The organism is Acinetobacter sp. CIP 102129 (genome assembly GCF_000368305.1).
In the GTDB taxonomy this organism is placed as follows: Bacteria; Pseudomonadota; Gammaproteobacteria; order Pseudomonadales; family Moraxellaceae; genus Acinetobacter; species Acinetobacter parvus.
Genome location: NZ_KB849342.1, coordinates 16,226 through 38,485 on the forward strand (window position 1 = coordinate 16,226; position 22,260 = coordinate 38,485).

General features: G+C 37.8%; 13 protein-coding genes and 3 pseudogenes. 4 read left to right on the forward strand and 12 right to left on the reverse strand.

Annotation, left to right across the window (positions count from 1 at the left end; translation table 11 throughout):
• The first annotated feature begins 68 nt into the window (after positions 1–68).
• Positions 69–5,117 (forward strand): AAA domain-containing protein, encoded by a 5,049-nt coding sequence (locus F973_RS14025; protein WP_004762547.1) that lies wholly within the window; start codon positions 69–71, stop codon positions 5,115–5,117.
• Positions 5,110–6,498 (forward strand): hypothetical protein, encoded by a 1,389-nt coding sequence (locus tag F973_RS14030; protein WP_000073963.1) that lies wholly within the window; start codon positions 5,110–5,112, stop codon positions 6,496–6,498. Before F973_RS14025 ends, F973_RS14030 begins: the two co-directional genes overlap by 8 nt.
• A gap of 376 nt (positions 6,499–6,874) precedes the next feature.
• Here F973_RS14030 and F973_RS14035 read toward each other — a convergent pair.
• The 3 genes and pseudogenes from F973_RS14035 to F973_RS15540 all read right to left on the reverse strand — a co-directional run.
• Positions 6,875–7,333 (reverse strand): annotated as a pseudogene (locus F973_RS14035) (recombinase family protein); the annotation flags it as partial.
• Positions 7,334–7,379: 46 nt separating this feature from the next.
• Positions 7,380–8,084, reverse strand: a complete 705-nt coding sequence (locus F973_RS14040; protein WP_001067790.1) for an IS6-like element IS1008 family transposase — start codon at positions 8,082–8,084, stop codon at positions 7,380–7,382.
• Positions 8,085–8,146: 62 nt separating this feature from the next.
• Positions 8,147–8,266 (reverse strand): annotated as a pseudogene (locus tag F973_RS15540) (recombinase family protein); the annotation flags it as partial.
• Positions 8,267–8,682: 416 nt separating this feature from the next.
• Here F973_RS15540 and F973_RS14050 point away from each other — a divergent pair.
• A complete protein-coding gene (locus F973_RS14050; RefSeq protein ID WP_004762550.1) occupies positions 8,683–9,462 on the forward strand; it encodes a TorF family putative porin in 780 nt (259 codons plus the stop codon).
• Positions 9,463–9,517: 55 nt separating this feature from the next.
• Here F973_RS14050 and F973_RS14055 read toward each other — a convergent pair whose 3' ends face one another.
• The 7 genes from F973_RS14055 to kdpA all read right to left on the reverse strand — a co-directional run bounded on the left by F973_RS14055 (position 9,518) and on the right by kdpA (position 19,483).
• Positions 9,518–9,724 (reverse strand): hypothetical protein, encoded by a 207-nt coding sequence (locus tag F973_RS14055; protein ID WP_004762551.1) that lies wholly within the window; start codon positions 9,722–9,724, stop codon positions 9,518–9,520.
• A gap of 10 nt (positions 9,725–9,734) precedes the next feature.
• Entirely contained in the window at positions 9,735–11,147 is a 1,413-nt protein-coding gene (locus tag F973_RS14060; protein WP_004762552.1) for a glutamine synthetase family protein, read from the reverse strand.
• A gap of 170 nt (positions 11,148–11,317) precedes the next feature.
• Positions 11,318–12,031, reverse strand: a complete 714-nt coding sequence (locus F973_RS14065) for a response regulator (protein WP_004762553.1) — start codon at positions 12,029–12,031, stop codon at positions 11,318–11,320.
• A 31-nt stretch (positions 12,032–12,062) separates the two neighbouring features.
• Positions 12,063–14,708, reverse strand: a complete 2,646-nt coding sequence (locus F973_RS14070) for a sensor histidine kinase (protein ID WP_004762555.1) — start codon at positions 14,706–14,708, stop codon at positions 12,063–12,065.
• 330 nt (positions 14,709–15,038) lie between these two features.
• On the reverse strand, positions 15,039–15,671 hold the full coding sequence (gene kdpC / locus F973_RS14075; RefSeq protein ID WP_004762556.1) for a potassium-transporting ATPase subunit KdpC: 633 nt from the start codon (positions 15,669–15,671) through the stop codon (positions 15,039–15,041).
• Positions 15,672–15,692: 21 nt separating this feature from the next.
• Positions 15,693–17,747: a potassium-transporting ATPase subunit KdpB gene (gene kdpB / locus F973_RS14080; RefSeq protein ID WP_004762558.1), complete on the reverse strand. Its 2,055-nt coding sequence runs from the start codon at positions 17,745–17,747 to the stop codon at positions 15,693–15,695.
• A gap of 11 nt (positions 17,748–17,758) precedes the next feature.
• Complete coding sequence (kdpA, locus tag F973_RS14085; RefSeq protein WP_004762559.1) at positions 17,759–19,483, reverse strand: potassium-transporting ATPase subunit KdpA; 1,725 nt, start codon at positions 19,481–19,483, stop codon at positions 17,759–17,761.
• Positions 19,484–19,795: 312 nt separating this feature from the next.
• Here kdpA and F973_RS14090 point away from each other — a divergent pair, with 312 nt between their 5' ends.
• A complete protein-coding gene (locus F973_RS14090) occupies positions 19,796–20,584 on the forward strand; it encodes an undecaprenyl-diphosphate phosphatase (protein WP_034432881.1) in 789 nt (262 codons plus the stop codon).
• On the opposite strand, the gene F973_RS14095 is transcribed toward F973_RS14090, so the two are convergent.
• Positions 20,575–21,603, reverse strand: coding sequence for an IS701 family transposase (locus F973_RS14095; protein WP_081399917.1), 1,029 nt, complete (start codon positions 21,601–21,603; stop codon positions 20,575–20,577). The two genes, F973_RS14090 and F973_RS14095, sit on opposite strands and share 10 nt — an antisense overlap.
• Before the next feature lie 222 nt (positions 21,604–21,825).
• A pseudogene (locus F973_RS14100) lies at positions 21,826–22,242 on the reverse strand (AAA family ATPase); the annotation flags it as partial.
• Positions 22,243–22,260 lie beyond the last annotated feature (18 nt).

Below are 22,260 nucleotides of genomic sequence, written 5' to 3' on the forward strand. Positions count from 1 at the left end.
AAATTAAGTAAATTTAATTAAGTTTCTAAATTCAATGGATTCTTATATCTATTTTTTATGGATTTTTTATGTCTTTAATTATTAAAACTCAAGCAAATGGTCTTTATCAACACGAAACAAAAGCAATTGCTGATATTCGAGATGCATTTAGTATTGAAGATGAAATGCGAAGAGTTAGTCCTTGGTATGGTTATGCTGGCTATACCTTAGTTGATCCGATCTCAAAAAAAGAAGGGGAATTTGATTTAATCTTAGTGACCAACAGTGTCCTAATAGTTATTGAATTAAAAGACTGGAACGGTAAGTCTATTAAGTCTGCCAATGGTAATTGGTACATGGATGACCGTGATATGGGAGTATCACCCGTATCTACGACACGCTTAAAGCAATACATTCTTGTTAATAAGCTAAAGACTCTCAAAGATAAATTTACAGCTAACCCAGGTTTTGTACCACGGGTATATTTCTTTGTTGTAATGTGTGGCAAGGTGAATTTTTCAAGTTTGCCTGATGATGAACAAAAGCATGTAATTAGCCTTGATAAATTCTTAAAATTTGCTAATAAAAATTCATTTAACAAAGAATTTACACCTCATCCAAATGCACAGCACCTTTATAAAGATTTCGATTTAATTGACAAAATTTTTGTGCAGAAAAGTACGCTACCTAAAAAAATCATTGTTCAAAAATATAAACAAGATGATGAGCTTCTAAGTCACCCTAAAAAGTTATATACGGAGTATGAAGCTACTTCAACTATTTCACGCTCTGACAAGGCAATAATAAGACAGTGGATGTTTTCAAATTTTCAGGAATTGAGTATTCAATCACCTAAAATGAGAGCAGCATTGCTGAACCATGAGCGAGTTATTAGTGCTGAATTTAAGCAAAGCAGCCATTTGTACAATACGGCACTTGTTCCGTTAATCATGCCGGATGAGGATCAAATTACTCAACAGTACAATGAATTGGTTGAATATCGTCAAAGTCATCTTAGGTTTAACGATTTTATTACTACAATCTCTCCTAATTTGAGTGACGATGATAAGTTAAATTTAATTCAGATTTTACTAAGCAAATTTTCTGCAATGCACAACCTTGGTATCTCTCATGGAGATATTAATTCGCATTGTATTTGGATATCGCCTCAGAAAGATGTGGCTATTTCACACTTTTTGACATCAGATGCTAAGAATATAACGAATAATATCCGTGATTTACAGCCAACCCTCTCATTTGTTGCTGATGGTACACAATCAGAAATTGCTAATGTGCAAGCGTTTAAAAAAGACGTATATATGTTAGCTGTCATTGTATGGCATTTGTGGTTGAATATTCGCTTAACGCCAAAAGCTTTAAATAATATATGTGTTAATAGCGATCATTGGTTAGCGGATTTAGTGAAAAGAGCTATAAATCTTGAAATTGAAGATGCAGGCCAGTTGCTCAGAGAATTCAATGCAAAACGCCCCGTTCAAGTCGTAGAATTTATAGCGGATACTTCATTTTTAAATGAATATATTACGGCAGAAAGGCTGAGTAGATTATATCCTGAAGATGATGAAATTTATGAAGATGATGATAATGACGTTATCTTATATCGTTCAGGTGACTTATGTGTCAAAGAATGGTCTGATGTCCATGTAAATGAATTGTCATCTAGCGATATTTTGAAATATCAGCACTTTTTTGAGCGTATTAAGGAAGCTAATTCTCAAAACTTATCATATTTACCAAGCATTGAAAGATTTGGTATTTCAACAAAATCAAGATCGTTATTTCTGGTTAGCAAGTTCGTTGAAGGTATAACTGTAGACCAAATTGAGACTACGAAAGAGTCAAGATTACTGCTGGCAGCTAATTTAATTGAGGCCATAATCCATCTACACAAATTAGGTTTGCCAATCGGAAGAATTTGCCATGGAAGTGTGTTATTCAATTTGGATGATAACAGTTTTATTTTTAATGACATTATTGATATTAATGAATATTTAGATCACGAAAGTGCGTATTATCCATCACATATTGATAATCCAACAAGTGAACAGTGTCAAAATTATGCAATTATGAGACTGGTATGTGAAATTCTTGGATTCGATATAGGAAATGATAGTTCAGAATTTAAATGGGTTAGCGATGCTGTAAATATAGAACTTGAGGAGTCTGAATATCCTTTAGGGGATTTAAATCGCTTATTAGAAAGTATTGAGACTGAACAAGTTCATGGTGATACTCCAACAATCCGTATTCCTGTACCTGATAAATTTTCAGAGCTTCAAATTTTTGCAGATAACAAACGTATCTATGTGGGACTAGAAAAGGGACGTAATGCCAGTGATATTGTTGTCAAGATGCAAGGTGTTGGGGGGGCAATACAGTTTATTCTAGATCCAATTAGTAAGACTATACGCTTCGTGACGGGAGTGCGTGAGTCAGATGTTGTTCCACACTATGTCATAGATCAGGCTGTGCTTGAAATAAATGTGGCTCTTGATATTAAGCATTCTGTTGGTAGACCCGAATATACTGAATTCTCACAATTTCTCTTTAAACTTGATGAGTTTTCAACAGCCGTTAATGATGTTCTTCAAGAGCAATCTAACGATCAAGATGAAAGTATTGATGTATGTAACAATTTACTATCATCTGATGCCTTGATAGTAGATGAGCAGCTACTTTCAAATGAAAAACAACCTCTGGTTGAAAGTTCTTCAAAATTTACTGATATTGACAGTCTAAGCGATGAAGCTCAAAAACTAGCTGCTTTAAATATTGATACTAAGAAGCTATGGAAAGCAATTTTAGAGACTGAGACAGAGGCATTACCATATATCATCTTGTCACAACCATTACATTTGGTTGATAGCAAAATCTATATTGCAAGATATGAAGATGACAACGATGTATTAGATAAATTTCCTAAAGATTCACTTATCAGCCTAATACACAAGACAGTTGATTTTAATGGTGAAGATAGGGAGTTCCGAGTAGGTGATATTGATATTCAGAATTCACTCGCAGGTGAGTTAAGAGTTAAAGGTGTTAAACATGCTGATAAAATTAAGGTTGGTGAAGTTTTATATTTAAGAACGAAGGCTGATAAATCTTCATTCTTGAAACGAAAAAATGCCTTAGAGCAGATTCTAAGAAGACAATCTGATATTCCGAACCTGGTTGAATATTTCGAGCCTAATTCAGAAATTAATCCTATCCACTATGACATTACTGTCACTGATCGGGACTTTGAAAGATATGACCAATATGATCAACAAGGCGAAGTCATTGTTAGTCTAAACAATCTCCAACGAGAAGCTTTCCGAAAATTAATAAACTATGGACCGGTTTCAATTTTACAAGGTCCCCCAGGAACAGGTAAAACTGAATTTATTGCAGCTTTTGTGCATTTTCTATTTGAAAAACAGAATGTTAATAATGTCTTGATGGTCAGTCAATCACATGAGGCCGTTAATACTGCTGCGGAACGCATAAGAAATCACTCGCATCGACTAAATACACCGTTGGAGATCGTCCGTTTCAGTAACAGAGAGAATGCAGTATCAAATAACCTTAAAGACGTATTTTCTGATTCGATTATATCAACACATCGCAATCTATTTTTAACTGAAATGGAAGACCGAGTTCTGTCTTTGAGTCAGTCAATAGGTGTTGATAGAGATTATTTGGCATGTGCTTTGTTCCTAAAAGTACATCTGTTTGGTCACTTATCTAGAATGTGGGTATCAACTGAATCAGAAGATAATAAATTAATCTCAAAGGCTGAGTGGAATAACCTATCAACGAAGCTTATTGAAAGACTTAAGGATTATTCAAAAGAATTGCATACTGCATTATTGGGATGGAATAGTCGTCAGGTCTTAGATCGAGAAAATCAAATATGGGAGATGCTTGACGAGGTTTTTGAGGTTCAGGGTAAAGCTGTGAATAATGCTAAAGCCCTTGTACAAATTGCTTTCGACTATGATCAACTTATAGATAGTCCAAATGCTAATTATGAAACTTACCTTTCTAAAACTAGACAATTTATCTGCGGTACATGTGTGGGTATTGGACATCACTCAATTGATATTGCGAACCAATCATTCGATTGGGTAATTATTGATGAGTCAGCGAGGTCAATTTCTTCAGAGTTAGCTATTGCGATGCAATCTGCTAAACGCATTCTATTAGTGGGAGATCATAAACAATTACCTCCATTATATTCACCGGAACATGCTAAGGCTCTTGGTCGAAAGTTAGGGTTTACAAAAAACCGTATAGAAGTGAACTTAAAAAGTGATTTTGAACGATTATTCAAATCGCCATATGGCAAGGCTGTTCAGGGTAAGTTATTAGTTCAATATCGTATGGCTCCAGCAATTGGAGAAATGGTTTCTGCATGTTTCTATGATAAGGAATTAGTAACAGGCGTTATTGAGCCTCTAGGTAAGCCTTATCAAGAGAAAATGGTTCGAGTCGTACCAAATATATACCAACATTGTTCGGTTCAAGAATTACGTTCTACAGTCACATGGGTCGATACGTCTGACAAATTTAGTGATGGTGTTGGAACGACTTTCTTTAACAAGCATGAAGCTCGTAAGATTATTGGCTTATTAGAAAAAATTTATGCAGATGAGGAGTTATTAAAAGAGTTAAGAGAACGATCTAAGCCTAATGAACCTCCGATTGGCATTATATGTATGTATGGTGAACAAAAGCGTTATTTACGCAAGCAGTTCAATTCTAAGTCCTGGAATGAAGATTTTAGATCATTAGTAAAAATTGATACTGTTGATAGTTACCAAGGTAAAGAGAATAGAATCATTATTTTGTCTGTAACTCGGAATAGTCCAGATAACAAAATTGGATTCATGAACGTGCCAAATCGAATTAATGTTGCATTATCTAGGGCAATGGATCGTTTAGTTATTTTTGGTGCTTCACGTTTATGGAATATGCCAAAACATCAAGAATCACCGCTTGGCGAAGTATTTAACTATATCAAAGAGCATTCAAGCGATAGGACAAGCTACCAATATATTGCTGATAGAAATGCTGAATCCAAACTAAACGCAAATATCAAAACAAATACAGGTCGAGGTATTAGTCATGAGTAATTACAGCATTCCATATCATGATGTTGATATTTTGATTCCGGCACAGAAGTTTGAAATAAAATTCAGCTATACATCAAGCCAAATGCCAAACTTTATTGATTCAATGGTTATGCGTTTACTGCGTATTAGTCCAATGTCAGTCAAAAACATAGCAAACTTTTTGGGCATGAATCAAAGGGAGTCTCGGATTGTTTTAGATCAACTCATTACAAATAACGAGATTGAACTTAAACAAGATGGTTTATTTCATTTGACGAACAAATCAATGAAATATTTTACTACTGTGGATTCGATCCCTAAAATTGCATCGATTTTGGAGCATACACATGGTCTAGTTTATGAGCTTACTAATTTTAATTACATTGCTCAGAAGCCTGACACTAATATGTACGGCTTAAAACTGATCGCTTCAAACGAACATGCAGCAAATAGTGAAAGCATTGTTCGAGATAGATTCCAAAAGCAATTCTACCAACTAATTGAAGACGAAATTATCACCCTAAAAAAAATGGATGGTAGACCTGTCATCTACAAAATGGGTACGGTGAAAAAGGTAACAGAATGCACAGTGCGCAAGTCGCTGGATCTTAATATCGATGCTCAAGCCGATCCACAACCTATAAAAGTTTTGGACTCTATTATGAGCGATGAGCTTAAAGATAAGACTTATCAGGCTTTAGGGCAGAGTAAGAAAGGGAATAATATTCGAGATATTGTGAAGAACCTTGAGGGCTTTGAGCAGTTAAATTTGCACCAATATTTTAAAGATGGTCGTTTTTTAGCACCAGTCGCATTATTTGATAGCTTAAACCCTGTAGAGAGCAAAGCGAGTGATGAAAACCACCTGTTTATTGGACCTTGTTATAATCAAGGTAATTCAAAACTAATATTGAACAAAATTAAAGATGTTCTCACGAAGAATCAAGCTGTAAAGAATATTTATTGGTTAGCTCCAGATGATGCCTTTTGGGGTAAATCTCTTAGATTCAATACGTTCGTCGGTGCTTTGGGGCAACTCAAAAATAAACAAAATAATGAAATACAGCTTAAGTGTTTCTTACCGATGTCAGATGAGCGAGATCGTGTTTCCGTACATAATTACCGAAAGATCATTTCAAAAGACCATCAAAAATATTTTTACGGTATTAAAGAAGGTTTGCTCGATGGTAATTTTGAAATCATCGTAGTTGAAAACGAATTTGCTATAGTAATTTTACATGTATTAGATTCAGAAGCAGATTTCTTGACCTCATTCCCAATAGGCTCAATGAGCTATAATAAGACATTGGTCAGCAACTTAGTCAATTTATTTGATGCTTGGCAGCGTCCTAAAGAAGAAAATGGCATTAGTTATGGTCCAATTTTCAAGAAAAATGTCTAATAAATAAAGAAAAATTACATCGCTCTTTTACTTATTAGGGCATGTACTTTTCGAAAAGGGCTAGTATTACTAGCTCTTGTTTTATTGTATTTATAGGGAAATTGTGGAGAAAAAAACGTAAAAATCAAATCTAAAGAGACTGTAAATTAAATTGTGTAATTGCCTGAATTTGCTATGTTCATATTCACAACGGAGTCAGGCAACATTTAGCCCCCGTAAAAAACGGACAGTTAACTCGCTAATTTTAGCTATATTAGTTCGGACTTGATCGTACATTCTTCTTGAAAAATAGAAAGTTACCCGTTTTGATAAATGTGTCGAAATCTTAATCAAACAAAGGGAACTGGGCTGCCATCACTCTCTAGACAATTTTTATTTAATCTCTTTGCAAATACCTATACACAGCCTGTCGGCTGATGCCAAATGCATTTGCTAATGCAACTTTCGATTTGTATTTTCCTTCTTCCCAAGCTTGTCGTAAGGCTTTGGCCTGATCGGGATTCAATTTATGGACTCGTCCTTTATATTTCCCTTGAGCTGCTGCGAGCTTAATCCCTTCTTTCTGACGTTCTAAGATAATTTCCCGTTCGAATTGAGCAAAAGCGCCCATGAGCTGCAACATCAGGTTATCCATCGGAGTGGCCTGAGCTGTGAAGGTAATATTCTCTTTGACAAACTGAATAGCAATTCCCCTCTTTACGAGTTGATCAACTTCAGTGACTAAATCCTTCAGACTCCGAGCGAAACGATCCATAGAGTGAACAACAATCATATCCCCTTCACGCACATAGCTGAGCATTTCCTGAAATTTCGGGCGGGCAGTATTTTTGGCACTGTTGCAAATAGAGATTTGAGTCGATGAAGTTCCTTTTTAAAAGTGCTTAGAGACCGAAAACCCTGTTGATTAGACACACTTCACCTTGAGGCTGACCATAATAAAATGACGATGCTTGTCCTTTACGTAGTGCACGCATGACTTCAATACCTTTAATTGTGGCATAAGCCGTCTTCATAGATTTGAATCCTAATGTGGCCCTGATGATCCGCTTTAACTTACCATGATCACATTCAATGACATTATTTTTATACTTAATCTGCCTGTGCTCAATATCTACTGGACATTTTCCTTCTCGCTTTAACCGTGATAAAGCATGGCCATAGGTCGCTGCTTTATCTGTATTGATGACCCGTGGAATTTGCCATTTTTTCACCGTATTGAAGATCTTTCCTAAAAAACAATAGGCTGATTTACTGTTCCGTCTAGCGGAAAGGTAAAAGTCAATCGTATGACCACGTTGATCAACTGCACGATACAGGTAAGTCCATCGCCCCTTCACTTTGATATAAGTCTCATCCATATGCCATGAATGTAAATCTGTAGGATTACGCCAATACCAGCGTAAGCGTTTTTCCATTTCTGGAGCATAACGCTGAACCCAACGATAAATTGTGGTGTGGTCAACATTCACACCTCGTTCAGCGAGCATTTCTTGAAGTTCACGATAGCTGATGCCATATTTACAATACCAACGAACAGCCCAAAGAATGATTTCACCTTGAAAGTGCCGACCATGGAAGGGATTCATCTGCTGTATCTCGAAATAAATAAGATATTTAGCTTATCATGTCAGCCTATTTGCAACAGTGCCGTATTTTTTCCAGAAGCCTTATCGATAAAAACCCGGTCGACCTCAATTCCCTCAAGTTGACGTCCAATATTCTGGTCAACAGAACTGACTCTGACATATCCCACCTTATGACCTTTCATCTTACACCCTACGAGACGCTTATTTCTGCTTATTGTAAATAATGAATATTATATTTAAAAGTTACATGTAACGTATGGATAAATTTTATTTAAATGAGACATAAATTCTGGGGTGTTGTCAGTGTTACTTTAGGGTATGCCTTTTAGTTACATAAAATTAGCTTTAATAATTATTTTTTTCTCAGATATGTCACGTGAAACATAATTTATCATTAATAAAAAAACCCTGTATTCATTGGCGATTTTTTTGATTAGTTAATAGGCTTTGAATTCTTAAGCATGATTTGAGTTAGTTAGAATAATGTATACATCTTGATTTTATATGAATTTTACGTAAAATTTACGATAATTTTATTATATATCAATAGATTAAAATCTAACATACATCACTCTACTGACTATTTATTCAGGATGTTATGAAAAACCTGCACAATCTATTTATTTGCCTCACGACACTATCTTCAAGTTACGCTTTAGCTTCAGATAATGGTAAACCTGCTGATTTAAGCTTTTCTGGGAACGTTTCACTTGCGAGCGAATATCGCTGGCGTGGTCAGACTCAAACAAAGAATGACCCTGCATTACAAGGCAACTTTCTTTTAAGCCATGCTTCAGGAGTTTATTTTTCTATATTTGCATCGAATGTAGATTTTGGGGACGAAGCACATTTAGAATTGGATCCTCAAATTGGCTATACAGCACCAGTAACATTAGGATCGATACATCCCACAGCAGATATTGGCATGCTTCGCTACAATTATGTCGGCAACAGTGATTTAAATTATAATGAATATTATTTCAAAATGATTTTTAATGCCTTACTGTATCAAAGCGACAGCCTTATACCAAGCATAAGCTATACCAATAACTATGGCGGCAAAGTAACCAGTGAGAGCATGGGTAAAGATATCTCAAACTGGTATTTTAATGTATTGTATGCAACCCCTATCTCTCAATCTGATTTTGGTGCAAATGCAAGCCTAGGCTATTCAAAAGCAAGCGAGGAAATTTATGGTTCTGAAGCGGAGGACCATTTTTTTGATTGGAAAATAGGTGCAACTTATGCCTATAAGCCTATGGGAATAAATGCAGAATTAGCAGCGATTGGTAGCAATTTAAATACCAAAGGTTTTACAGATACAAATAAAAAAGGCGTAAGAACAGCAGGTGTATTTACGCTGACAAAATCTTTTTAAAAACTTAAATGCCAATAGTATCAACAGTACTATTGGCATATTTATTTGACTTTGGTTATACCAACATATGCGCTATCTCTTTTCGATTAAACCCTCTCTCACTCAAGATTAGCCTTATCAATTTTTGTATTTTTTCTGAGGAATGATCATATTTCTGCACTAAATCATCTGCATCCATCTCTTGCAAATTATATTTTAAATATAAATCTTCATTGAGCTGCTGATTTCCAGAATCATCAATAGAACTGAGTTTAAAATTCATATTACGTCTGCTAAACATCCCAATGCTGTTCTATTGAGGTAATCTGATGATGAATATGTTGATACTCCGCACGTTTAACCGTACACCACAACTCAATAAAGTCTTTCCCTACATATTTTTCTAAAATGGCATTGCCTTGAAAAAGTGCCAAAGCATCCAGCTGATTCGTGCTCAAAAAAACAGGCTCATTATTGGATTGGCTCACGTCCTTTGGTATTTCTAAAGATTGCGTTAACCCATGCAATGCCCCGATACAGATCATGGCAACAGTTAAGTATGGATTACAATCTGCACCTGCAACACGGTATTCTAAGCGCTGATTTTCATTGTCGGAACAGGGTATCCGGATGGCCACATTACGATTATTTACCCCCCAATTCGCTTCTAACGGGACATGGTTGCCCACTTTGAACCGTCTAAATGAATTTACATTGGGTGCAAGAACTGCCATTGATGAGGGGAGCAATACAATCAAGCCACTAATCGCTTTCAATAACTGATGTGACAGCAAATTATTATTGTTTCTGCTAAAAATATTTTGATGATCTTGATTGAATATACTCATATGAAAGTGCATACCGCTGCCAGCTTTAAGCATATCTGGCTTTGCTAAAAAACTGGCTTTCAGTCCATTTTTTACAGCAATTTGTTTGATTGTGCGTTTCAACATCATGATCTGATCGCATAGCTTAAGGATGTTCTCACTATGCTGAATATTGATTTCATATTGCCCTGAAGAGGATTCGGATACTAAGCCTGTAATATGAATGTTCTGTAAAATGGCAATACGTTCAATTTCATCTAAAACTTCTTGATATCTATCTTGCACATTCACATCAAAACATTGATTTAGATATGTGGTATTCGAACTACAAGCACTATCACCATCCACCAAATAAAATTCTAATTCAGCGGCCATACAGGGATAAAAGTTTTGTTGGTGTAAGCTGTTTAAAACTTTTTTTAAAATATTGCGGGGTTCAACTGGGCAATCATTATTTTGATCATCTTTCATGCTCAGAAATAACTGTGCATTTAATTCTGGTTTTAAAGCACAGGGTTGTAGGCTGCCGGGTACTGGCTTACATAAACAATCAGGCTCCCCTATTGATCGACCTAAACCTGTTTCTTCAATTATTTCACCATTAAGACTCATCGCATAAATGGAGAGCGGGAAATAACTTTCTTGTACAACTTTTTTTAAACATGCGATATCTATACGTTTACCACGGACATGCCCATTAAGATCATGTAAATAAACATCAACATGATTGGTATTGGGATAGCGATCCAGATAACTTTTTACTTCTTCTAGAAATAGTAAATCTTCAGTATTGTTACATTTTAGATTAAAGGGTGTCGAATCTTGGATTAATTCAGCAACGTCTACAATATTGTGTTTCTTCATGAGTAAAGCACTCATAATTTGATCCTATCAAACTTTGATAGCTATCAAAATAAAACAAGTTCTCCCTAAAGTAACGTAAACAAAACGTAAAATAAAAGTGTTTAAAAAAACACTCCTTAAATCTTTTTATCACGTCTAAAAACAACAATATCAGCCCACAAAAAGAATAATAAATTCCTTTTAAATCAGTAAGTATTTAAAAATCTCAATCCAACACCGGGTTCAGTAATAATATATTTTGGCTGAACAGCATTATCATTTAATTTCCCTCTTAATTTAGCGACTAAGATCCGCAAATAATGAGTATCTTCTTGATGCGTTGGGCCCCATAGATCTTTCAGAATTTGAGGCTGAGTAATCAATTGACCTTTATTCTTCGCTAACAAACTCAGCAGCTGATATTCTTTGCGTGTTAAAGAAAGCAATTGCTGATTGAGAAAAACCTGACGTTTAGAAAAATCAATTTTTAATACGCCATCATCATAAACAGCTGAATCTACGACCACATGCTGCGCTTGGCGAAGCAAAACACGTATTCTTGCCATAAGCTCTTGAACACTAAAAGGCTTGGTCACATAATCATTTGCACCTGCATCTAATAGTTTTACTTTTTCTTCCTCATCAGCACGTACGGACAATACAATGACTGGTGCGTTAGACCAGCTTCTGAGCTCAGACAGCACATCAAAACCATCTAGATCAGGTAAACCTAAATCTAAAACTACCAAATCTGCACCCTGCAAAGCCAACAGTTCTAAGCCTTTTTGGCCGTTTTCAGCCAAAAGCGTTTTATAGCCCTGTGCTCTGAGTGCGATGTCTAAGAATTTTCGGATCTGGTTTTCATCATCAATAATCAGCACATTGGCCATCGCACTTGCAGATACGTTTTGCTCTGACATCAGATCTCCTTATTGAATTGAATAGAATACTTCACGCCACTTGCTGTATTGGAAGTTGCATGCGAATACAAGTACCTTGATTATTCTTGCCTGATGATGCCATGATTTTCCCCATATGCGCACCTACAATCGCTTTAACAATAGTTAGGCCCAAACCTGTGCCATATTGCCCGCGGTCACCGCGCTGCATTGTATAAAACATATCAAAAATACGTTCTCTCTCATCTTCCGGTATGCCCTGACCTTGGTCGGTAATGGCAATTTCAATCATATTTTCATTTATTTGTGCTATATCAATGATTACTGCTTTATTTTCTGGCGAAAATTTCGCTGCATTTTCTAAGACATTAAAAATTGCCTGTTCAATCAATGCAGCATGTACAAATAAGCTCAAAGATTCTTGAGGCGCATGTAGCTCGACCAAAGCCTGCGGCATATAACGCTTTAGTCGGCGTATAGCTGAACCAATTAATTCATCTACGCCAATCCAGTCCCGCTTCAAGCTTAAACCTTCATGTCCTAAACGGGTCATGTCCAATAAGTTTTGAATATAGCGGTCTAAACGTTCGCCCTCTAAATGAATCGCTTCCAGTAAACTGTCCTGATCTTTTTCATCCATCGAATGGCGGTAACTACTCAAAGTGTCCGCTGCGCCAATCATAGAGGCTAAAGGTGATCGCAAATCATGCGACACTGAAGATAAAAGCGCTGAGCGCAATTTTTCTGTTTCAGAATTCACATTGGCTATTTCTAAGGCCTTGGTAAGTTGCGTACGGGAAATAGCTTGTGCAATATACTCCACCATAATTTCAGCCAATTGTTTTTGTTCAGTATTTAAAATAGTTTGAACATTCGGGAATTTTAATCCAACCACCCCTAAACATTGCTTAGAAGCCAACAACGGGAGAAACCACCACTCATTTTCCGTGAGGGTTTGTGTAAAGCGGCCAGATGGCTGATGGTTTTTTAAAGTCCAATCGGCCGAAATCTTTTCTTTATCACTGATATTTTCTAATGCTGTTTTCGCTTGTGATGTTTCAGGGAAATAAATCCAAACTTCAGCATTTAAGTTTTTGCTCAGGCTATTTTTAGCAATCTCCTGTACTTGGGTTAAATCTAACGCTGTGGACAGCTTTTGCCCCAAATCCTGCATGATGCTGTTATAGCTGTTTGCCGTTTTAAGGGCGGTCACCTGTTCTTTCAAGCGTGAAGCCAAACGGCTCGAAATTAAGGCGGCTCCCAAAAATGCAACTACCGTGACTACACCCTGATGTGCAGAGATCTGAAATGTAAATTGTGGTGAAATAAAGAAAAAGTTATAGGCTAAAAAGAATAATAGGGCAGAAAAAACCGCTACTAACATTCGTGTTTTTGATGCAACGAAAACTACTGCGGTAATAAAAATAACGGATAGATCATTTATACCAAGATACTTTTCACCCAAGCTTGCTATTCCAATGCTGATGACAGTGGTCGCAAGCACATACAGCATTTCCCTAATCGAAAAAAATGCCCTTTGATTGAAAACTGAATGATATTTTTTATCCGCAATAATCGGCACAATACTGAGTTCAAAATTTGGCTGATATTTCAGTAATTGATCGATCAAATTGGGCCTTAAACCCAACGAAAACTTTTTCTGAACAGATTGCGCTAGAACCAAGGTCGAAATACCGCGATCCATGACATAATCAAATAAAGTTTTTGCATGCTGCTGGCCATAAAGGATTTCGGTCATGCCGCCCAATTGACGCGTTAAATTCAAGGCTCGTTCTATTTCACGGCTTTGTGAGTTTTCTTGTTTATCGATGACTTGAGTATCTTCAGAAAAGGCTACGACAGTCCAATTTGCTAAACGATGTTCTGCAATTCGGCATCCTGTCCGCACTAAAGCTTCAGAATGTCCACAGCCATCTACCATAACTAGAATATGGTTTTTTAAGGGAATTGGTACAAGCCCGTGAATAGCAAAGTTTTCCCGTACATTGCTATCGACATGGCTAGCAACCGTTTGCATGGCCAATTCACGTAAAGCGGTTAAATTGGAACTGTTAAAAAACCGCTGCAATGCCTGTTCTGCTTGTTCAGGCACATAAACTTTGCCTTGATTTAAGCGTTCCAATAATTCATTGACTGGCAAATCAATTAGGCGAATATCACGGATACGTTCGAATAACCGATCTGGCACCGTTTCGGTGACGCGAACCCCTGTAATTTGATATACCACATCATTCAAACTTTCTAAATGCTGAATGTTCATGGTGGTAAAAACATCAATACCTGCATCTAATAATTCATTGATGTCTTGCCAACGCTTTTCGTGGCGACTGCCTGGCATATTGGTATGCGCAAATTCATCAACAAGAACGATACTGGGCTTTTTTTCAAGAACGGCATCTAAGTCTATTTCTTCAAGTTTATGCCCTTGGTACTCAATGATTTTACGCGGGATAATCGTGAGCCCTGCAACCAAATTTTCGGTTTCTGCACGACCATGCGTTTCGACATAACCAATAACGATATTATTGCCCTGCAAGGCCAAATCATGCGCACGAACCAGCATAGCAAAGGTCTTCCCCACACCGGGGGCTGCCCCTAAAAATATGGTTAAGCGCCCAGATTGATAACGCTGAGTATGTTGTAGCAAAACATCTGCTTTATTATTTCTATCGTCCATAAAGATATCTTTTGTCTTTGAAGAGTGGTCACCAGGTTATGCCAAAATAAATGAACCACTTATTTCTAAAAGCTTAGATTCATTGCTTAAAATATTGGCTCAATATCTGCCCGAATCCGTATTTAAATCAGCAGTGAATATTGTCTCTACATTTATAACAGAGAAGATTGAGGTGCCGATTATTTAAAAAGTCACTCTCACCCATTCATACAATACATTCCCCATCAGTCCTGACAAGGAATGCCTAGCGCTATTGAATATATTGTTCTTAAACATCATACAAGCACATCAAATTGCCAGCTGATGACCCATATTAATTTCCAATCTGAATTACTTTCCAATGTGATCCAAAGCCAAATTCAGTTCAAGCACATTCACACGTTCAGCCCCCAAAATGCCTAAAGTAGGCTGAACCGTATGTTGCTGTACCAATTTCAGCACATCTTGCTCAGAAATCTGTCGTGCTTGTGCCACACGTTTGACCTGAATCAACGCAGACTGCACACTTATTTCAGGGTCTATTCCACTGCCTGAAGCGGTCACCAAATCTGCTGGAATTTTTGATTTTTCAATCTGTTCCTGCGCTGCAATTTGATTTAAACGTTCATCGACTGCTTGGTGCAAAGCTGGATTGGTCCTCGCCATGTTACTCCCTGCCATTGCCATCGGATCATAATTTGAAGCCGATGGGCGTGACTGAAAATACTGTGCCTGAACAAAAGGTTGTGCAACCAGACTTGATCCCACAACCCGATCTTTCTCCACAATCAAACTACCATTGGCTTGATGCGGAAAGATCATTTGACCCAGTCCTGCTGCAACTGAACTATACACAAAACCGCATAGCCCCAAAGCAACAATACTTAAGCCAATAGATGCACGTGTTAAACCTGCCAATGATGAGTCAACCAATTGACTTTTTTCCAATGGATTATTTTGCAATGCATCATTTTCAATATTCATTTTTTTCATCCTCACAAATTTTTAAAGTGATAACAATGGACTGATCATCAGATCAATCACTTTGATTGCAACGAATGGCAACAACACCCCACCCACCCCATAAATCAACATATTTCGGCGTAACAATTGTGTAGACGTAGACGGTTTAAACTTCACACCACGTAAAGCAATTGGAATGAGTAATGGAATGATCATGGCATTAAAAATAAGTGCTGAAAGAATGGCGCTTTCAGAACTGCCCAAGTGCATCACATTTAAGACATTCATTTGCGGAATAGCAGCAACGAACAATGCAGGTAAAATTGCAAAGTATTTCGACACATCGTTGGCCAAGGAGAAAGTGGTTAATGCACCTCGGGTAATGAGCTGCTGTTTCCCAATTTCAACAACTGCCAGTAATTTGGTTGGGTCTGAATCCAAATCCACCATATTGCCAGCTTCTTTGGCCGCTTGCGTACCTGAATTCATGGCGAGTCCAATATCTGCCTGTGCCAAAGCAGGTGCATCGTTGGTCCCATCCCCGACCATCGCCACCAAATGCCCTTTATTCTGCTCTTCACGAATACAATGCAGTTTATCTTCAGGTCTTGCTTCAGCAATATAGTCATCGACACCTGCTTCCGCTGCAATGGCTGCCGCAGTTAAAGGGTTATCCCCTGTGACCATGACGGTTTTGATGCCCATTTCACGTAAGCGCGCAAATTTTTCTTTAATCCCTTGCTTAATCACATCAGAAAGCTCGATCACCCCTAAAAGGTTTTGATCTTTCGCGACCACCAACGGGGTTGCACCTTTAGATGCGACTTGCTCTACACGGGCTTTGAGTTCGCTATGGTTTTCAAGGGTCTGTGATGCAAATTTAAGAATCGCATCCAAAGCCCCTTTACGTATTTGATGACCATCTGACAAATTAATGCCTGAAATACGCGTGGATGCATTAAAAGCAATAAATTCCGCCTGATCTGGGTCAACCACACGTTCACCCAATTCTTTTGCCAAAGCCACCACCGATTTACCTTCAGGTGTGGGGTCTGCAAGTGACGTGAGAACCGCCGCTTGGCGAAGTTCAGACTCTGTCACACCTGCTAGCGGATAAAATGCAGTTGCCTGACGGTCACCATAAGTAATGGTTCCTGTTTTATCCAGCAACAACACATCCACATCACCCGCCACTTCAACCGCTTTACCCGACTTCGCAATCACATTAGCCTTTAAGGCTCTGTTCATACCCGCAATCCCAATTGCAGGCAGCAAGCCACCAATCGTGGTTGGAATTAAACATACCAATAACGCAACCAAGACGATTGGATTGATTTCAATATTCAGAAAATGTCCAATAAAAGGCAGACTTCCCACCACGACAATAAAAGTCACCGTCATCACAGTCAGTAAAATACCCAATGCGATTTCGTTCGGTGTTTTTTGACGGTTAGAACCTTCAACCAAAGCAATCATGCGGTCGAGGAAACTACTTCCTGCTTCGGCCATCACTTGTACAACAATACGGTCGGTTAAAACCTTGGTTCCGCCAATCACGCCCGACTTGTCTGTGCCTGCTTCACGTAATACAGGTGCAGACTCCCCCGTAACAGCCGCTTCATTAATGGTGGCAAAACCATAAATAATTTCACCATCAGCAGGAATCAACTCTCCTGCACGAACTTCTATCAGGTCATGCATTTTCAATAAAGAAGCCGCAATGTGTTGACCATCAGTATCATCTTTATGCTGAATCAAGCGTGCAGTCAGATTCTGACGGGCCTGTCTTAAAGAGGATGCTTGACCTCGACCTTTGGCTTCCGCCACCGCTTCGGCATAATTGGCAAACAGGACAGTGATAAATAAAATAAAGGTGACCAATAAGCCAAAAACTAAATCAGCTTTCCCCATCAAGGTACTGACCAAGGTAATCAGCGTCCCGAGCCACACAATCGCCATGACAGGATTTCTAATCGCATGTTGTGGAAGCAATTTAATACATGCATTTTTCCACGCTTCAGCTTGGAATAATGTTGACGTATTTTCTTTGTTTTGAAAATTTTCTTGATTCTGAACCGCTTGTTTTGAATGATTCATTGTACTCACCCTTACCCCTGTACCAATAACAAATGATCAGCAATCGGCCCTAAGACGAGGACTGGCATAAACTGTAATAAAGTCAACATCACCACAATCGCAATCAGTGTGAACGCAAAAGTGGGGGTTTCAACTTTTAAACTACCGCTACTTTCAGGTGCCTGACGTTTCGCAGCTAAACGTGCTGCAATCCACAATGGAATAATCAGTGTCGGGAAACGACCCAGTAATAAAGCCAGACCACAACTTACATTCCACCATACGGTGTTATCGGCCAAACCTTCAAAACCTGAACCGTTGTTGGCAAATGCAGAAACATATTCATACAGCACTTGTGAAACAGCGTGGTACTGCGGATTACTATTGCCTGTCAATTCAGGGAAAAATAAAGTCACAGCCGTTAAACTTAAAATCACAATCGGCTGGATCAAAATGACCACTGCCAACAATTTAATTTCACCTGCTTCAATTTTTCGGCCTAACAATTCAGGTGTACGCCCAGTCATTAGACCCGCAATAAACACAGCCAAAAACAGGTAAATAATGAATTGCTGTAAACCACAACCAATCCCTCCCCAAATGGCATTGATCAGCATATTGGATAAAGCCACAAACCCTGTGAGTGGTGCAGATGAGTCATGCATCATATCGACAGAACCATTATTGACTTGCGTGGTCACGGCTGCCCAAAGTGCCGAGGAAGCTTCGCCAAAACGAACTTCCTTTCCTTCCATTGCATAAAGCTGTGTGGCTGTAGATGAAAGACTCTCAGACCAAATTGCACTACTTGCCGAAATAACAGACATCAACAACATTGTGCCAAAAACAAAGCCAGCAAATTTTGCACGCTTGGTGAAAAAACCCAACATGAAAATCACAGAAACTGGAATCAGAAGAATCGCCAACATTTCTAAAAAGTTTGATAATGGTGTTGGGTTTTCCAGTGGCACACTACTATTCGGCCCATACCAACCACCACCATTACTACCCAACTGTTTAATAGCCACCATTGGTGCAACTGGACCCAATGGAATTTTTTGAGTTTTCAATTCTGTCGTTTGATCGATGACTTGAGCTTCAGGCCCGCCTTGAAATGTAGATGGCACCCCTTGGCTATTCAGCAACAATGACCACACCATGCACAATGGAATTAAAAACCGAAACGTTGGTCGAATCACATCCGCCCAATAGTTCCCGATATTTATGCGCTGAACTTTATGATTAAAACTTGCATTCTGATCTGCTTCTGACAATGTATTCGATTGCTTATAGAACAACGCACGGACTGTTGCGACAACTATCGCCAAGCCCATCATTGGGGTAATGATTTGCATACCAACAATACCCACCATCTGCGACAAATAAGACAGTTGAGCCTGCCCTGAATAATGTTGCTGATTGGTATTGGTCAGAAAGGAAATCATGGTATGCAGCGCCAAATCCCATGACATATTGGGTGCATTGTTCGGGTTCAATGGCAAGCTGGCTTGTGTCATAAATAAAACCCAAGTCACCAATCCAAGGACCAAACAACTCAGTACGAAACTCAATGAATAGGTCTTCACGTTCATACCAAGTTTAGGATTGGTTCCCAGCACTGCATAGATTGGTTTTTCAATCCAATTGAACACAGGGTCAATTTTCATCTCACGATTTTGCATAATTGCCGCGAGGTATTTCCCCAAGGGATAAGCCAAAATAGTGACTATTGCGAGCAGTAAAATAAACTCTAACATGGCATTTCACTCCCATTTATCAGAGCTAAAAACACCTTACAGTTATTGAGATATCTATCATTTTGATTATTTTGTACAAAGCATATTTTTGGATGCTGTACTTTTTGATGCACTATGAGTATCGCACTCATCTTTTCCATCCTAAACATTGGGATATTCCACAGCTTAGTATGAAAAATAGCTGCGTAAACTCTCTATTCACAACTCAGACCCTGCCGTAAAAAAAGCGTAAAAATTTAGCTACGCTCATTTATAAACAGTGAAAAATAGCTTAAAAATATGGAAAATTTTAACTCTTTACTGCATCTATTTATGGATAATCTTGCACTGCTTAAAGCCTTATTTTTAGGTTTAATTGAAGGCTTAACCGAGTTTTTACCTATCTCCAGTACAGGACATTTAATTCTCTTCGGACACTTAATTGATTTTAAATCAGATTCTGGACGTGTGTTTGAGGTTGTTATTCAATTTGGAGCAATTTTGGCAGTATGTTGGCTTTATCGACAAAAAATTATCGCATTGATTCGAGGCTTTTTTTCAGGTGAGGTGCATGCAAGACGCTTTGCAATCAATGTATTTGTGGCCTTTCTTCCTGCCGTGGTTATTGGGGTCTTAGCTGTCGATTTTATTAAGCAAGTGTTGTTTAGCCCATTGGTGGTCGCTTTTGCCTTAATTATTGGCGGACTTATTATTTTTGCAGTTGAAGCCAGAGAATATAAACCAAAAACTATTGAAGCCACGGACATTAGTTTCAAGCAATCTATCCTTGTGGGTTTTGCACAATGTGTTGCCATGGTTCCTGGTACATCTCGCTCGGGTGCAACCATTATTGGTGGCATGCTATTAGGCTTATCACGTAAAGCAGCAACTGAGTTTTCTTTTTTCCTTGCTATGCCCACTATGTTGGGGGCAGCAACTTATGACTTATTTCGTAATGCTAATGTTTTAACTTCAGATAATTTAGTAAATATTTCTGTAGGTTTTATGGCTGCATTTGTTGCAGCCTTATTGGTCATCAAAGCTTTGGTTAAGTTTGTAGAAAAACACTCATTAAGAGTATTTGCTTGGTATAGAATAGGACTTACGCACTATCATTTATAGATTCTCTGTGGTAGCAGATGATTTTTATCGAGAATAAAGTCATCAATGAAGTCTTTGATGATTGGTCTAAATAATTTCTTCTGCCAACGATATACATTTTCAAAGATCCGCTCAAACTGGTTCTTTTGTATCTCGACGTAGGCCATCAAGGCTGAAAAAATATGATTCAAAATCAGTTTAGATCGTCTTACCTGAAACTTTTCAATATGACAAACCTGTTTAATCACTCGGTGATATTGTTCTATTTTCCAATGACTTGAATGTAATTCATGAAAACCTTCAAAGGACAATAAATCATCTTCATCTTGATGCACAATATAAAACCTCTGCTGTTCTTTTAACTGAGTCTTAAATAATTGTACAAAGCCAAAATCTTTGAGCCAGACCACTTGACCCTGATGGAAATCTGGCAATAAACGCAGTTGAAACCATTGTCCTTTTTCTGGGGAAACCTTACGGTTACTGTCGACACCAAACATAAATCGAATACCATATTTTCTTATGGTTTTTAGATTTTCAGTCGATGAATACCAACTATCACCTGTAATAAATTGAATCTTTGCACCCCAACTGAGTACTTCACTTAACATATCCATAAAGTAATCATTCTTGGTTTTACTTTCAGATTTGTCATAAATTCGGAAATTAATTGGAATATTTTGACCATTTTGATCTGTCGCATACAAGGTAATGAGATTAATACCTTTGACGGATCGGTGGTGTTTGCCTGACCAAAAATAGCTAACTAAGTCCATATGCTGACTATACGGTTTATCTAAAACAGTATCATCAATACTGACTATAAGTTTATTATTATCAATATGTTGAATTGCTTCTTGATATAGGTCGTGAGGTATGTAGTCTTCACGCTCTAGAAAGCGATTTACACTATCATGCGAGATGTTATAAGTCTCGGCAAGTTGTGTGCAGCTAATAGAGTTCGGTTCTGTCATGAGAAAGCCCATATAAATGGGTAGAGTACAGGTTGCTGTAGAAGCATGTTTAATTCGTCTAATCACAGATACTTTATAAAGCATTTTAATACTTTTTTGAATCTGTCAATGCGTAAGTCCTATAGAATTGTCTTGGGGATACTTATATTGATTATTTTTTAGAAAATACCAAAAAATTAACTTAATTAACCTCAATCGCGGATAAGCGACTGAGTTGAAAAATACAAGGACTAGAGTAATCAGTTGAGTTACCACACCAAACTCACAACTCTAGTCCTGATGATAATCTTAGAGAATATTCCATGAGAGTTCTTCTTTAACAGGAGGTTCAAATAGAGCAGCCCACTTAGCCAAGTTATCAAGATTGACTTGAGGAACTGTTGGAATACATAGCTTATTTCTTTCAATAATTCTGTTTCTGATTTCGTCCAGATTCGTATCTAAGAAGTGAATTTTAGTAGTTACTCCCCACTGACTTGCCATAGATCGATAATTATCTCTTTCAATTTTTAACCAGAAGCCATTTTCAAGAATTACACTATTTCCAGATTTCAGTAATTCTTGAGCAAACTGCCATTGTAGTTTTTCTACTCGAATTCTTATCTCATCATCATAGAAATCCAAACCAAGATCATAAAGCCATTCATCTGGAGAAAAGCGTATTGCCTTACACTCTTTTGAGAGTTGCTTGGCTAAAGTTGTTTTCCCGGAACCTGGGTAATA